Source organism: Halovenus rubra, assembly GCF_026586665.1.
GTDB lineage: Archaea > Halobacteriota > Halobacteria > Halobacteriales > Haloarculaceae > Halovenus > Halovenus rubra.
In genome coordinates, this window is record NZ_JAODIY010000016.1 from 70349 (window position 1) to 85111 (window position 14763).

Here is a 14763-nt window from a genome sequence, read left to right on the forward strand (position 1 = left end):
TATCTTTGCACTAGGTACAGCACCTCCCAAAGTTCGGTACTGATAACCCGAATTAGTATATAATTGATATGTGGGGGTCAAATAGCTTGATCACGGTATCGGTACTAGTTGACATAGTCATAGAGCATCTAGTGACACATTCGCCAGAGAACGACGTATTACCGTACTTTCGAGAGATCGAGGGGCTCCCAGAAGTCCCAGGACAGTCCTGCAAGACCCTCACTTCTATAATACTTGGTTGAGGACATCAGATAATGTCATTGGAGCCACAGTGGAATGAACGGATCTCTAAAACAGGACGCCCGGAGCAACCGCTCCGAGCAAATAGAGTCCTAATTCAAATGGAACAAACTATTTCACGTGGCATTACCACAGATGTTCGAGCACGAGGCCGGTATTTTTCAGGATTCTGTTGGGCTATGTATCGCGTCATGCATTCACCAATCACTGCTGATCTTCCACGGGCGGAAAAGCGAAGCTTGCTTGAAGGAATTGAGGAGATTTTAGGATTGGCAAGCTACCGGCGACAACAAACTCATAATAAACAAAAGGCTGGTCTCTCGGGTGTGACAGGTAGTTCAAATATTAGTGAGAATTCAATATACGAAGGTGACTCGATTGATCTATCGGCATTTACGCTGTTGGATAACAGTCCGTACGCAATTCGAAGATTTCAATCAACTATGGGGAATTTCTACCTCAAGCAGGGAGAATTTGCTCTGACTGCAGCCGGCCAAGAGTTAGCTGAAAGTTTGGACGAGATTGCCGGACCGTATTTTGAAGAGATCGTTTCTGCCGTCAAGGAGCAATCAGTCACGATAGAATTGCTTGATAACTTAGCTGACGTGTTCACTCATCAAGGTTGCTTCACAAGTACAGAGAACAATCACGAACAGGATACACTCCAGCGAATCCTCATGGGACTTGTCACCTGGAATGAACGGGACCAAACTGTTGATCTCATGGACTGGCCATCTCGTATAGATCTTCAGATTGATGACTATTATGACTATATTGTCGCTGGCGAGCAGTTCGAAGACAACCTACGTGACTCTGTCAGCAGCAATGTTCACCACCTTCGTCGAGCTTGGTCTTTGGCAATTCTTCGTGCTCACGACATTATTGTATCAAAGAACCAAGAGGAGGAACTGTCCTATGATGACCAAGATAAACTGCGATTTAGACCTATCCGTCCACTGGGGCGTATCTATTATCTCCAAGGCCAGTTAGCGCATGCACTACGAGCACAACTCTGGGGTCTCGCTACACATCTGCGCCATGAAGCTCCCGAAGGGGTTCCCAGGAAACAATTGCTATCACAGATTGAGGCCGCACCAATTGCAACCGAGGCGACTGCAGTCCTACAAAGTGAGACCTCGCTGAACGGGGACCGAATGAGTCAGTCGGCCATCACACGGGAGTTGTTCCGTGCCGGTCGAGTGAAGCCGATCAAATACAAGATTACAGTCCCAGAAAAGCACGATGCAGAGTGTGAATCACTTACTGACCTTCGAGCGGAGCTACAAGCGCGTGACATTGGGACGTGGCGGCCAGTGACAGATCCAGAACTCAACGGTCGGACGTTGATTGAAGCGACCAACAATTGTCTTCCAGACATTGAATCAGCCACCACACGGACCGAGGCAATTGACGCATTGGGTCGCCTGTGTGCACGCAGTACTATTCAGTTGGTCGCCGCGATCGAACAATACGAACAGTTAGTTGAGCAGAAGCCACTGTTGGAACGGTATGTCAAACAAGAGTTTGGCCAGCGGCACTCGTCACTCGTCAAGACTTCCCAGTATCTAAACACGGTCAGTGAAGACATTCCCTTGTCGGTGCTTGCGCGCCGCATTTTCGAAGAGCGGGTCATCACAATCCACAATTATGTCATTCAGGATCGGCTTGGGAGTGGATCGATTTCAATGGTCTTCGGAACTGGGGCTGATGCAGGTGACCACTCAACAACGAATGACCAGCTATTGTTTGCAGCTGGCGGGACAGCCTCCCCAAGTACAGGCAATCTGCGATATAAAGACCTTCGACGCCTTATGCGGGACGCAGGATTACTCACCTATCACGAGGATACCAACCTATGGGTTCCGACTCCAGCTGGAGAGACAGTTATCGCTAGGTTCCGAGGTGAGTACGAATGAATCTTATTGATGCTCTCGGGGGGAGCGAAGCTGACCACGCCGTATGTACGACGTATCCATTCGAGCCCCTCTTTTTCAGTAATTATGCGATCGATCCGCTACAAGAAGCAGGCGTCGCGACACCAATCATCCTTATGGATGGCCAGCAATACGAGGAACTCGCTGAACAACAAGAACTCACAAGTCGAGCGATTGGTCAGCATTACTACCTCGAACCAGTCACTGTAGAATCGACCTTTCATCCCAAAGTCGCCTTCCTTGCGGACGAATCTGCCTGTCACATCAGCATATCATCAGCAAATATTACGCTTTCGGAGTACACAACTGCAGCTCAACTCGGCCAAACAATAACCGTCTCTGCGGAAACAGAGACGGACAGCAACCGCCCGACTCCACAAGAACTGGCAGTCGCACAGGATGTCAGGGTGTTTATCGACCAGCTATGCCAGGAATATGTCTCCGGGAGAGACGTGCGAACGGAGATGCAACGAGCCGTTGAGACAACAGAGTGGCTTGAAAACCGGTCACGCTCAGAATCAGTGTCCGGTGGGTTTGTACACAACCTGCAATCACCCATCCTTGAACAAGTGCTCAACGAAATTGGAGAGGTTGACCACGTCACCCTCTTTGCACCATTCTTTGGCGGTAAATCAGCACTCTCAGAGATAGACGCTCAAATCAATGCCGAAGAGTATGAGATCTATATCGCAGAGGGGAATACCCATCTTGACCCAGAAAATGCCATCAAAGCTTTTGATGAGGCTGTCACGTTCCGACCGATCCAACACGACACACGACGGTGGATTCATGCCAAGGGGATGGTTTTCGAGGGATCATGGGGAACAGCCACGCTCTACGGCAGCCCCAACATCACCGGTCAAGCTTTACTTGAAACAGCGTCCACAGGGAATCTGGAGGCTAGCTTACTCCATATCGATACCGACGACTCAGTAACCGGCCTGTGGGGGCAACAGTCGTTCTCAGCACAAATCGGCGGAGAACAAGCTCCTTCGGAATTCGACTTCGCCGACTATTCGTTTGGTGGTGACAGTGAACCTAGCCCATCACTGACACTCGCAGACGCGCGAGTTGACCGAGCCGAAGATGATGAAATACTGGCTAGGTTCGTTGCCCCAGATATCGCTGAGGGGACAACAATAACAATCGAGTCGCTGACAGAATCCACAGTTGAGGTAGTGTGGACAAAGGATGCGGATGATGAGAACGATGGCGTTCTAATACGACTGCCCGATTCATGGGCACAGTCGATCGTTCGACTCCACACTCCTGACGGAATGCGATCGAACTACCGCCAGATTACGACGGAACCAACGGAAGGGACGCGGAAGGTAAGCGATGTGTTGCGTAATGATGGTCGTGAAGCGGTCCAATCACTTGTGGACGAGACATTGTTTCTCGGCGTCGATGTTGCCCCAAACGTAATCACTGAAGCCGTCTCACGCCTCTCAGAGAAGTACGACAAGCTTGAGGAACGCCCACCAGATGTAGCGACCGACACAGCTGATAATAAGAACGACAATTCTGCGTTTTCGACTGGCGTAAGCGGTATTTCGACAACGTCTCGTAAACCACATCTTGGACTCAAAGACGGGATGGATTATGCCGAAAAACGAATTGAAGCAATCTTACAAGATTACCCAACTGTGGCATCTGTCGAAGAATTATTAGATCACTTCGAAAACCTTTGGTACTACATTACGAGAGGCCTGATTCGGTCGTCACTCGCTTCGCAACTGGAAGATCCGAAGGGCGATGACAGCGGAATTGAAACGAATCTGAACGTCGGTCGGCTTCATTCAATCTGTGCAAATCGCGTTAGTTCGATACATGATGCCCGGTATTTCGAGCGAATCAGTCACTATGTGAATCAGATACAGTCGATTCATCCGGATTCAACAGCAGACGTGTTAGACCCGAATACGGTAGGCGATACGTTTGTTATTTATCCAGCAATGGTTCTCTCGCTAATGGAATGGCATGGTGAAGCGTTCGTCGGTCAGTTTGAGTTTCTTCGTCAGTATCACACCGAATTAACGACCGCAAATCCACTTATCGGGGAATGGCTCATTGACGGGAACGCAGTTAGTGAACGACTACATCACCACGAAACCGTACTGGATGAGCAGGTGACGGCTTTGGGTGAACGAATTGAATGGGACATCTCGCTGCCCGTAGATTTTACACCTGGACTAGAACTTCTGTTCTACGGGTTCTGGTTCCGAGAACTTGCTCGAAAATCAGATGAAGGTCTCTTCGAGAATGAGACAATATTCAATCAGTACAATCCCAAAGCGCTCGCTGAAGCAGCTCGGCTGGCTCTGGCTGGTCATGATCGTGTCAACACCAGCGATCAGTACGAAAGTTTGCGAAAAGGACGATTCGATAGCATCGTCCGTCTTACGGAAGGCCGCAGTGACCCGGTCCCACAACTAGAGTCAATTTGTGAAAGGGTTCCGTGATTGTATACATTCGTAGAAGGCGGTACAGAATAATTGTCACACATTGATTGAAGTTTTTCTGGGGCCTATCACTTTGTTCGTAATTGACGACAGCTATCGCCAGCTGTAAGCAGAATGCCAGAACGCCCATGGGTAGAGGATTGTTGGTGAAATCATAGCGCAGTCTTGGGGATGATTTTGAGTGCTTCGTCGCCGAGTTTACCGCGGTCACATTTGCGAAGTCGGAACGCTCTGAGGTAGGATGTGAGCTTGCCTTTGAAGACTCTTTGATGAGGAGAGATCTACCGTCAAGCCAGCGGCCCTCCCACAACAGATTCGCGGCACAACACCCCGGGACGAACGTCTTCAATGGTACATTTTCCGTCGGGTGGCGCGGCCACGCCACCCTTGCCTGATGTGACTTCCAGCTACGGCGCCAGTTCACCAACAATCTTCTAAAGAAGAGCGAATGATATTTTCCTGACTGGCTTTCTCATCTCAAACCAGTTTTGGTTGATTTTATGCGCTGACACTGGGTTATGGGTGAGAGACAGCCGTGAACGGGTTGGGTTTCTGCGCTGTTACCACTATGATCTCAGATACGACTCCAATTTCACCGTGTTGTCAACCCACAGTTCGGGAAAGAAAATCAAAAAATCGCTTAACATTCTCTCGTCCGAATTCACCAACATCCACAGTATTCACCCCTGTCGGTAGCTCCAACATCGCTAAACTCTGCCCGTTCTTCACGGAGTAGTCATTCTCGACAGCACCGTCGTTGTCTGGATAAACCAGCACACCAGGCGCATCATAGGCAGTCTGGTACGCTACGACCTGATAGACATCGTTGTTCTGGACTTTGGTCTTCCACTTGGCGTCCCCAATCAGTACTGGCTCACCGTGGCGCTTGACAACGAAATCAGGTCGCATACGAATCGACGGGTTTCCTCTGAGTAGATTGTCGGTTCGAGCCTGCCCTTCTACGCTCCAGCTGCCTCGTTCGTCCACAGATTCTCGTGCAGTCCTCTCTACCACCTTTTCGAACACGTCATTCATTCCGATCAACAGGGAGTACGATGCACCCTCACCAGCAACGATGTCTTCGATGTAGATGTGTTTCAGTACAAGCTGCGACAATGCCAGAACCTTCTCATAGTAATCAGTAAGACGAGTCAGTTTGATCTGTTCGGCTTCCTCGATCGAAACTTCGCGGAGGGTCACTCGTCGTCTGAGCCGCGATTCGTATTCACGTAGTTCACCAGCAATTTCGGTGTTATCCACCAACGACGAAAGCGCGTTCGCAACGCAGAGAATTGTCTGGTTTAGCGTGGTATCGTGGGAGAATTCGTCGTAATCGCACTCGAAATCCGTCTTACCCGGGCCCCCTGCAAGCTGTCTCCGGACGTTCAATCTCCCTCGGAGGTACTCTTCTGTTCCTTCTACTTCGATGTACTCTCTCCTGAGGCCCTGAGAAAGAACTACCTCCAGTTCTTCAAGGAATAGGGCTGCTACCGTGTCCACAAAATTCGTCCCGCTTTCGAGTTTCGTTTCGCGTGAGAGGTGAGTTGGTTCTGTTCCGTTTGCGTATCGTAGCAGCGTGACGAGGTTCGGCTCCCCGATTTTCGGTTGTATCTCAATAGTGGGTCCATCGGGAAGAGCGACGACTCCGACTCGATGGTCCGTGTGCAGTACAGTCTGTTCGCCTCGTTTGTACTCCACTCGTAATCCATCGACCTGTGATTCGATCATCTCGATATCGTCATCGGACAGATCGATTGGGTCTGAGTCGTCGTACTCGGACAGTTCTATCAAGTCAGGAGTTGTCACTCCACTTCACCCTCCTCACCCACGAGTTCGGAGAGCGCGGCACGGAGACCGTTGGAATCGAAATCGGCTATCCGCTGTTCTTTCCAATTGAATAGAGTCTCTCCCTCGCCATCGAATATGTGCTGTTTGAGCCGCTCCATGTCTCCGAAGTAGTACTCATCAAGCAAAGGAAGTACCTCGTTCTTCCAGGACTCTACGAGACGCTCGTCCGTCGTCCCACCGATGAGGTAGGAGTGACCAACCTGTTTGCCTTTCCCGAGATTACCACTGTCCCGGATGCGTTCATTGATTGCCCTGAGTGCGAGAATTGAGAGTGCACCGAGGTTCTCTCCCTCTTCGGCTGAAGCCCTGGTTTTGACATCCTGTTCACCATCGAAGCCAAGTTGATCGTAGAGAACTTCGTAGTTCGGCGGGAAGTGTCGAAATCGGAACCGCCGGCGTATCGCGGCATCGACGAGTGCGATTGACCGATCGGCCGTGTTCATCGTCCCGATGATGTAGAGGTTCGGGGGTACTACGAGCTGGTCCTCTGAATGTGGCATCTCGTCTCTCATCTCGTTCGGCTCGCCGAGTCGCTTGTCGTTCTCGATGAGTGTGATCGTCTCACCGAAAATCTTCGGGATGTTCCCTCGGTTCACTTCGTCGATGATAAGGATGTATCTAGGGGCGTCCGCTTTCGAGTCGGCGTCTTCGTAGGCCTTTGCGGCGTCCTCAGCCATCTGCTTAAACACGCCAGCCTTTGGTTCGTACACGAGGTCGCCGTCGCGGGTCTTCGCCGTTATCCCCTCGATGAAGTCCTCATACGAAAACGTCGGATGGAACGTTACCATCCGAAGGCGGTCCTCAACAGCGTCTTCGAAGTGATCTTTCTCGTCTAGCCCCCTATCTATCCACCATTTGGCGAAGTTGAGCGCTCCATAGGTCTTCCCGGTTCCTGGCGGACCGTGGAAAACGATCTGCTTCTTGCGCTGGAGATGTTTTTCGACGGTTTCGAACCACGGTAACTCGTCGTACTCTGCGGAGTCCGGTTCTTCGATCAGTTCTTCGTTCCACCTCCAGAACGTATCCAATTGTTCCCTGTAAGTTTCGACCACTTTCTGTATCGATATTTCATCTTCTGACTCGAACAACTCGTCGTCGTAGTCTTTCCGAGAGACATCGCTACCATTGTCAATTCCGTATTCAATTCTATTTGGATAGAAGTAGATGTACAGTTGATATGCCGATTTGTGGTCTCCGAGGACGCTTGGATACAGGACAGCCCAAGATTGGGTCCCTGGGATATTGGTTGCACCCTGGTAGGTGACGTAGTGTGTAGACAATTGGTCGGCGCCTATCTCGTTTCGCAGATAATCAAGCAGATCCTCGATATAAGCCTCCACACGGTCTTTAGCATAGTTGTAGTAGATCTGAGCAAGAATTTTATAGTCGTCCCACGAGTTCATGATGTTCTTCTCGTGGTTTGCGTTCTCCCGTGCGGCGATTTCGTCGATATTTACGGATTCACCATCAAGGATAGCATCAAGCACATCGTACCGGATCTTGGCTATTTTTTGGCGTCCTTCGTACGCCTCAAGCTGATCTCTGAGAAATGCCTGTGGTAGCGTACGAATTTCGTCGAGGAACGCAGAAGTCTCTTCCTCGAATTCCTCTAACCGGCTAGTGTGTCTAAAGAGGTATCTGAGAATGAAATCGTATCTACATTTCGTCGAGTGCGTTACAGTACTCACAAACTCTTGAGCGTCCTGGAGCGTAGCGTCGGTGAGTTTCTCACTCAAAACGTCAGTCTGGATTGTTGAACAGTAGTCCCGATACAGTTCGTATCTTCTTCCCACCGAAAGATCGCCGAGATCGGGACTGTGTAACCCGGTGAAGTAACGAATAAGCGTCTCAAAGCTTTTTGCATCGTACAGTACGTACTGGTTTGGGTTGGAACTCGTCAAGAGAGTACTAATGACCGTGAGATCTATACTGTGATTCGTCCTGAATCGCTCGATGCGATCTTCGAGTGGGCTCTCATCTTTGAATAGCGCTGCCAGATCCTCAACGAAACTTCCAGCATCGTCAGCTACCTTTGCCTCTAGGTCGTCGAAGTCCTCCTCGGACAGAATTGGGTGATTATCTCCCGGTTCTCCCCTCAGTTCCGCCATGTATTCTGATATCGTATCCTTAGTCAGATCGCGTTGATTGAGCCATGAATGGCCACTATTCATAATCCCTCGATTCCAATTCCTATGATTCTCATCAGCCGATTTGAAATCCTGGTACGTATCGGCAGCCGAGTGGAGAGCCCCTTTGTCAAGATCGAGTTCCCCTACTGGAACCACATTAACCATGTTCTCGTATTGACAGAACAGACAAAAGAAGCTTATCCTGGGGGGAGTACATTCACATTATTAAAAGTCCCAAACGTGCCACGCGCTGTATATTTATTCTAACTCACAGAACACTATTGCGGAAGGAACGTAACTAATAGACTATGGCTCAGATTTGGGTAACAAATGGCACACCAACAATGCCTGGCATTCTGAATCCCCTAACTGCTGCATGCGACCAGGGGTACGTTCCGGATGAAGCACGAATCCTTTCGAATCCGGGAGTGGCTGATTCAGTTGCTGCTGCCGGTGAAATGTTCGAGGAGATCATCGGCACCTATGAGGGCGATGCTGATGTCTCGAAATACAAACTCGACCATGAAACTGATTTCCGCGAAATCATCCAATTCTACAGAGCGGCAATTGAGGAGGCTCAAGAGAACGACGATACGATTGCGATCGATGTAACACCCGGTCGAAAGTTCATGTCGGCAATTGCGTTCCAGGCAGGTTTTCGCTTCGGTGCCGACCATGTCTTCTACTTCCATCGGAAGGCGGGTGGCTACTACGGACAATACTATCCGGAGATTCCGCGAACAGCAACCGACCTTATCGACTTTACGGAGGTCATGTGATGCACGTCAAGCGTCAGCGGTTGATGGTCCTCTTGAACGCGCTGTACGACCAGGGCGTGGACTCGATCCCTATCGAGCATCCCTGCGAGGACATCGGCGAACTCGTCAGAATCGAGTTGGCCGACAACGGTCAAGCGACCGTTCGATTCACGCAGGGAGCAATAACCTATCAGGATAACCGGGAGGCCATCCCCGCAAAGCACGGTGAACCGGCATACAAGGACCTACCGGATGCACAGACATATACTCGCACGATGATTGCCAGCGGGCACGTCGAACTCAAGAACATCGACGATGTCACGGAATTCGTCCGTCGGTATGGCTACGCCGATCTCGAAGCGGGGCATGATCCAGTCGTTATCGGCCTCGATGCAAATATCATGCCGTGGCGGCTACCGGAGGTCCTCGGAATCGATAGCGAAACAGGTGATACCGATGAAAAAAACCGAAACGCGACGAACGGGTATGCGCTGGCGACAGGAGTCAAAGAGGAGCTCGACTGGTACTTCAAACAGCACAATACTCACGAACTCACCGCGGCATTCGGTAAGGAGTTTGAACGACTCGACAACCAACCAGCCGGCGCAAATCGAGAAGGATTGCTCGGTCTCTACGAATATCGGCGTCTCCGTACGAATCGGACGGTCGATATCGTCGAGTGCGAGACCGGTGACGAGGGGATCGTCGATGGCTATCGGGAGTTCAACGAAGAGAGTCGAAAGACAGCGATCCTGCTCAGTAACGATCGAGGATTCGTTGAGCGTGGCCGTGACGCTGGCGTCCCATCACAGGTCGTTGAGTATCCAGTCGACATGCCACGCAAGGTGACCGGGTCTTGGACACAAGCGACTGAATTACTGTATTATCTCGCTGTCCTGTTCGGCGTCGTCGAACTTCCGCGGGTAACTGTCTACGGAGTTTGGAACGGAAAGGACGGTCGTAATTGGCAGCATGAGCAACTGGATGTTGACTGTCGAAGTCCAAAAATAGAACCGCAGTTAGATCGTGATTTCAGGATACTGGACACAGCACTATCTAGTTAGCCAGTTTGACTCGACAGCTGAGCTATGCCCTTCAGTTAGCTGAATCCTTCTGGATGTGATCGATAAGATCTAGCAGTGCTGAGAGTCTCGTGGCCACCATTGCGAAATCCACTTCGTCATCTTCAGAAGTATCGATACGCAGCGCACGCGCTCGATTCACCGCAATGTCGATTGTGCTCCGACTTAGGTCAGTGATTTCAGCTATTTGTGTATGTGCCATCCCATGAGCAGACATTTTCCGAATAACTTCGTCTCGGCCAGCGCGGCGAGCTCCTTTAGGATCATCTGGCAACCCGATTTGTATTGTTTCTTTGTCTGCTCGCTCTGCAAGGTCCCATGTGTTATTTTTTCGAGAGACCACTAATTGTTCCCCGCTAAGCTTCCAGCACTGACGCAGGATATATGGATCTGAGTAATCCATGTGTGTCGCTATTTCCCCGGTTGAGAGAGGGCCCTTTTTTTCTAGGAGTGAGAGAATCTCGCTGTCGGCCCCGTTTGGTTCGCTCCGAGGAGGAAGCGGTTTCTGATTTTCACCAGACTCTTCGCAACTGGCTGTTTCTTTTTCAGTTCTGTCTGCCCCTAGATCTGCCGAATCTTCGGAGGTGTTTGCTATTTTTTCTTCAATCCGCTTGTTGTTATGATGGCGTTCGTGGCAATCCTTACACAGCAGTATGAGATTATCGGGGTGGTCAGTTCCGCCGTATTGCTGTTCAATTCGGTGATGGATGTGCAATTTTGTGCCTTTCTCACTGCCATCAGCACCGCAAAGTTCGCACTCCTCATTCCGGTCTGTTTTGAGGAATGATCGAACGCTTGGAGTCAGTGAGAATTCATAGCTGGGCTCTTTTTTCTCATTTGTTTGGTGCCCTCCATCAGCTATGAGTTCTCGACGTTGGTCTGGGTCGGTAATCTGCTGGTTGTCCTCACAATTCGTGAGCTGTTCATCAACCGTACCGGAATGTTCAAATCCGGGTCGTTCGTTTATATCCATGCTCTGTCCTCAGGGCAGAGTGCGCGGTTCGGTGTCACACCACCGAGCCATTTTCTGGCGTACTCGCACTCTGCATCATACTTTATTTCCCAAACATAAATAAATAACGATTCGTATGGTACAAATAGTAACATACCGGAGATTAGCTACAATTAAATATAAACACTTGTGTGCTTACGGATATAATACTCAGTCACTGTGGCCTTGGAGCCAGACGATTTGAGTGAGACAGATGAAGCCATTCTAGATGAGCTTAGCCACGGGCGTGTTACACCCCAGTACATAGCTGATCAATTAGATCTCAGTCGTCCATATGCTAGCGAGAAACTACGCCGGTTTGTTGAACATAATCACGTCAGGAAGATTGCTTCTGGGTTGTATGAACTCGAGGAAGACCCACGTAACCGAAATAACAGAAGTTCATGACGAAAGACAGTAGAATAGAGCGTATATTCTCACAAAATTGAGCCCCCATTATTATCAAGTGGGCAATTTTTGAAGATACTACGGGATTGTTTCCCGTTACTAAACGTGCGATTGACGTGGTGTATAATATAACGCAGCAGGATCTGGGACTTCCTTTTCAGGTTCCTCGTTTAATCGTGAGGAAAGAAGCACGCCGAGACCAAGTTCTGCTGTTTTGATTTTCCCTTTGAAACTCCCAAGCTATGCGACTCAAATCCTCAGTGGGACTGTCTCAAAGTAGGCCGTACGCCTTTATTAAGCATTTTGACACGACCCCCTGAGATTTCTTTTCGCGACGTTTCTTGATTTTACGGTCAGAGTATAGATTGCCCTGTGGAGCGTGTCATAGAATACGTCTCATACCCTCTATCCGGCGATTATACCACACTCATTTCGCGTGTCATCTAGTGATTTGCCTCCATCATAGATTGCATTCGGGGACGAAATCGTGAATAATAGCTGTTGCGAACTATTGTATGACACGCTCCATTATACGGCCAAAATGCATTTATTAATAGCCTGTTCTGTTATAAATATGAGTTCAGTAGAGGCCCCACGTGATATTCTATCTGACCCACATGATATTCGAGAGTCGGTGGCAGATGAGCGATTGGACATCGTGTGGGCGATCTCGCTTTGGTATAACGGGGTTCCGATACAACACGGCAGTAAGACATATTATATTGGTAGGGACAAACCACCATCACTCAAAACATTATTGGGGTGTTCAGAGAGCGAATGGGAACAATCGTACAAACCGATTTTTTATAATTTAAAAAAAGACGGGGCCTTCCGTGAGAGCACAATCTTACGAAGAAAAGTAGAATGGGCACCTGATGCCAGTTTAATTGAATTAACTGGCGAATTGTTTAGTGATCATCTTGTAGACCTAATCCAACCTTGGTCTGCGTTCAATTCTAGGAAGGGTCACATCGGTGATTGGAACGAGTTATTAGTACATCGAACTGGTGTTGCTCTTGCCGCCTCGCTATATTTAGACTCTGGATGGGAACCAGTTTGCTATCCGGAGATATCCCGTGAAATGACCCCAGATCTATACGCATATCGATCGGATTTAGTAGAGAAACATAAGAAAAGTCCAAGATGGGGTGGCGAAGTTATCACCGCTCATAATGACCGAGAAATGCTTGAGCGGAAGTACAATGGCTTTGCAGAAGATAAGAGGACATCTGCACTATGGATCTTCGAGAATCGAGCACAGGCTGCTAAAGCAATCAACTATCTTTCTGAGACATCTGATGTGGATTGCTCGATTAAAAATACGCCCGTGAACACTTCGGGCCAGTATTCGACACAAGTACTCAACAAGTATATTAAAAAGAGCAAAAGAAAAAATCAATTCTGTTGTTCAGGAATGGATAGGGTATTCACGATAACGAGCATCCACGATAGTAAACTAAACGATGTGACTAGACACAACCCTGCTGATATTCCTGGTTCCTCCAGATATATCATAAATTCAGAACTAGGAAAGATTCAGAATATCGCCTGATCTCACACATAGGCTCTTCCCGTGGCATGCTAGTCTTTCTGCGGACGTTTACAGGCAATATAACCCTTCAAAATCGGGCGTTTTAGGGCCTAGAATTGCCATAAACTCCGTAAATCGGTGATGTAAGAATTTTACACACATGTAGGCAACAAATTCCGCATCTTACACAGGTTGTGGGCAGCTTACGCACATTAAAATTGATACTTACGCAATATTTTACAGACATTTTTTACCATGACATACTATATATTACATATACATAATTTGATGATTTCTGATTTATCGTATGTGTTTAGTTTCACCTGATTAGCATCTATGGGCCAGCCGCAACACTACGCGAAGAGATCGCTTGAATTCTCGATCAGTATTTATTCTGCGTCAACGTGCCCCCAATCTCGCCAACAAATAACACTGCTAAGAAAGTACTTCATAAATCCGTCTGTTACCAGCAATCATCAGAATGTTCCGCGATGACCGAGAGATGTTCGTCTACATGACTTTGCTGTCACTTGTTGACTTTAAGTTATTTTCAAAGATGCGGTCAGTAATACGAACCCAAGAAAATGGATTAGAGAACTGCATAACACATGTCATCCGAGCTCACGCTCAATCAGCGTGAAACAAAAGATCAACGTTTGGGTCTATTGAAAATACGGGATAATAGTCTAATATATGCCAGATGCAGTGCTGGGGCGTGCGCAAGAAACGCGCAGAGGAGCACAGGCGAGGCCGAGCACCACAGATGGCTGGGAAGGTCTGAAGCCTGTCTGGTGGATCGAAGGGTAGTTGCTTGGCAATAACGACTGACTCAGGGACTGCAGCGAAACCCTCAAGTCGAGCTATCGGGAGCTTTCCGGCACTATATCACTCCGCATCCTCCCATTTTCAATAGAGCGTAAGCTGCAACACGAGTACCACAATACCCAGCAACGATCAATTTCGGGAAGATCTTGAATGGAACGCGAGAAAACAACACCCTCACACCGTGTGAAGAATGGATCTGCTTTGTCCCAAGTAGCATTTGATCGAGGGTCTACACTCCCACACCGTGTGAAGAATGGATCTGCTTTGTCCCAAGTAGCATTTGATCGAGGGTCTACACTCCCACACCGTGTGAAGAATGGATTGAGAGACACACCGTGTAAAGAATGGATTGGGAGACGCACCGTGTGAAGAATGGATCTGCTTTGTCCCAAGTAGCATTTGATCGAGGATCTACACTCTCACACCGTGTGAAGAATGGAAACCGTTTGGAGGGCCGTGTTTAATCGCTAGACAGCATCGGATCAGGTCGTCAGAGTAAGGGAGTTGAAGCGGGAGAGTCGAAGTTGTGCAAACTACAATTTCCCGCTTCACCGA

At 48.9% G+C, this 14763-nt stretch carries 8 protein-coding genes; 5 read left to right on the forward strand and 3 right to left on the reverse strand.

The features are described from left to right. Positions 1 to 431: 431 nt before the first annotated feature. Positions 432 to 2156 (forward strand): hypothetical protein, encoded by a 1725-nt coding sequence (locus tag N5098_RS14465; RefSeq protein ID WP_267638595.1) that lies wholly within the window; start codon positions 432 to 434, stop codon positions 2154 to 2156. Then, positions 2153 to 4636, forward strand: a complete 2484-nt coding sequence (locus N5098_RS14470) for a phospholipase D-like domain-containing protein (RefSeq protein ID WP_267638597.1) — start codon at positions 2153 to 2155, stop codon at positions 4634 to 4636. The genes N5098_RS14465 and N5098_RS14470 overlap by 4 nt, the downstream gene beginning before the upstream one ends. Positions 4637 to 5239: 603 nt before the next feature. Here N5098_RS14470 and N5098_RS14480 read toward each other — a convergent pair. Both N5098_RS14480 and N5098_RS14485 read right to left on the reverse strand, forming a co-directional pair. Then, positions 5240 to 6442, reverse strand: coding sequence for an McrC family protein (locus tag N5098_RS14480; protein ID WP_267638598.1), 1203 nt, complete (start codon positions 6440 to 6442; stop codon positions 5240 to 5242). Further along, on the reverse strand, positions 6439 to 8592 hold the full coding sequence (locus tag N5098_RS14485) for an McrB family protein (protein ID WP_267638599.1): 2154 nt from the start codon (positions 8590 to 8592) through the stop codon (positions 6439 to 6441). Before N5098_RS14485 ends, N5098_RS14480 begins: the two co-directional genes overlap by 4 nt. Before the next feature lie 329 nt (positions 8593 to 8921). Here N5098_RS14485 and N5098_RS14490 point away from each other — a divergent pair, with 329 nt between their 5' ends. Together N5098_RS14490 and N5098_RS14495 are read left to right on the forward strand one after the other, a co-directional pair. Then, complete coding sequence (locus N5098_RS14490; protein WP_267638600.1) at positions 8922 to 9392, forward strand: PDDEXK family nuclease; 471 nt, start codon at positions 8922 to 8924, stop codon at positions 9390 to 9392. Next, positions 9392 to 10435, forward strand: a complete 1044-nt coding sequence (locus tag N5098_RS14495; RefSeq protein ID WP_267638601.1) for a hypothetical protein — start codon at positions 9392 to 9394, stop codon at positions 10433 to 10435. Before N5098_RS14490 ends, N5098_RS14495 begins: the two co-directional genes overlap by 1 nt. A 31-nt stretch (positions 10436 to 10466) precedes the next feature. Here the strand turns inward: N5098_RS14495 and N5098_RS14500 are convergent, their stop codons facing one another. After that, positions 10467 to 11426 carry an HNH endonuclease gene (locus N5098_RS14500; protein WP_267638602.1) on the reverse strand — a complete coding sequence of 320 codons (960 nt, stop codon included), beginning with the start codon at positions 11424 to 11426 and terminating at the stop codon, positions 10467 to 10469. Between the two features lie 1000 nt (positions 11427 to 12426). Here N5098_RS14500 and N5098_RS14505 point away from each other — a divergent pair. Continuing rightward, positions 12427 to 13404, forward strand: a complete 978-nt coding sequence (locus N5098_RS14505; protein WP_267638604.1) for a hypothetical protein — start codon at positions 12427 to 12429, stop codon at positions 13402 to 13404. Positions 13405 to 14763: the final 1359 nt, after the last annotated feature.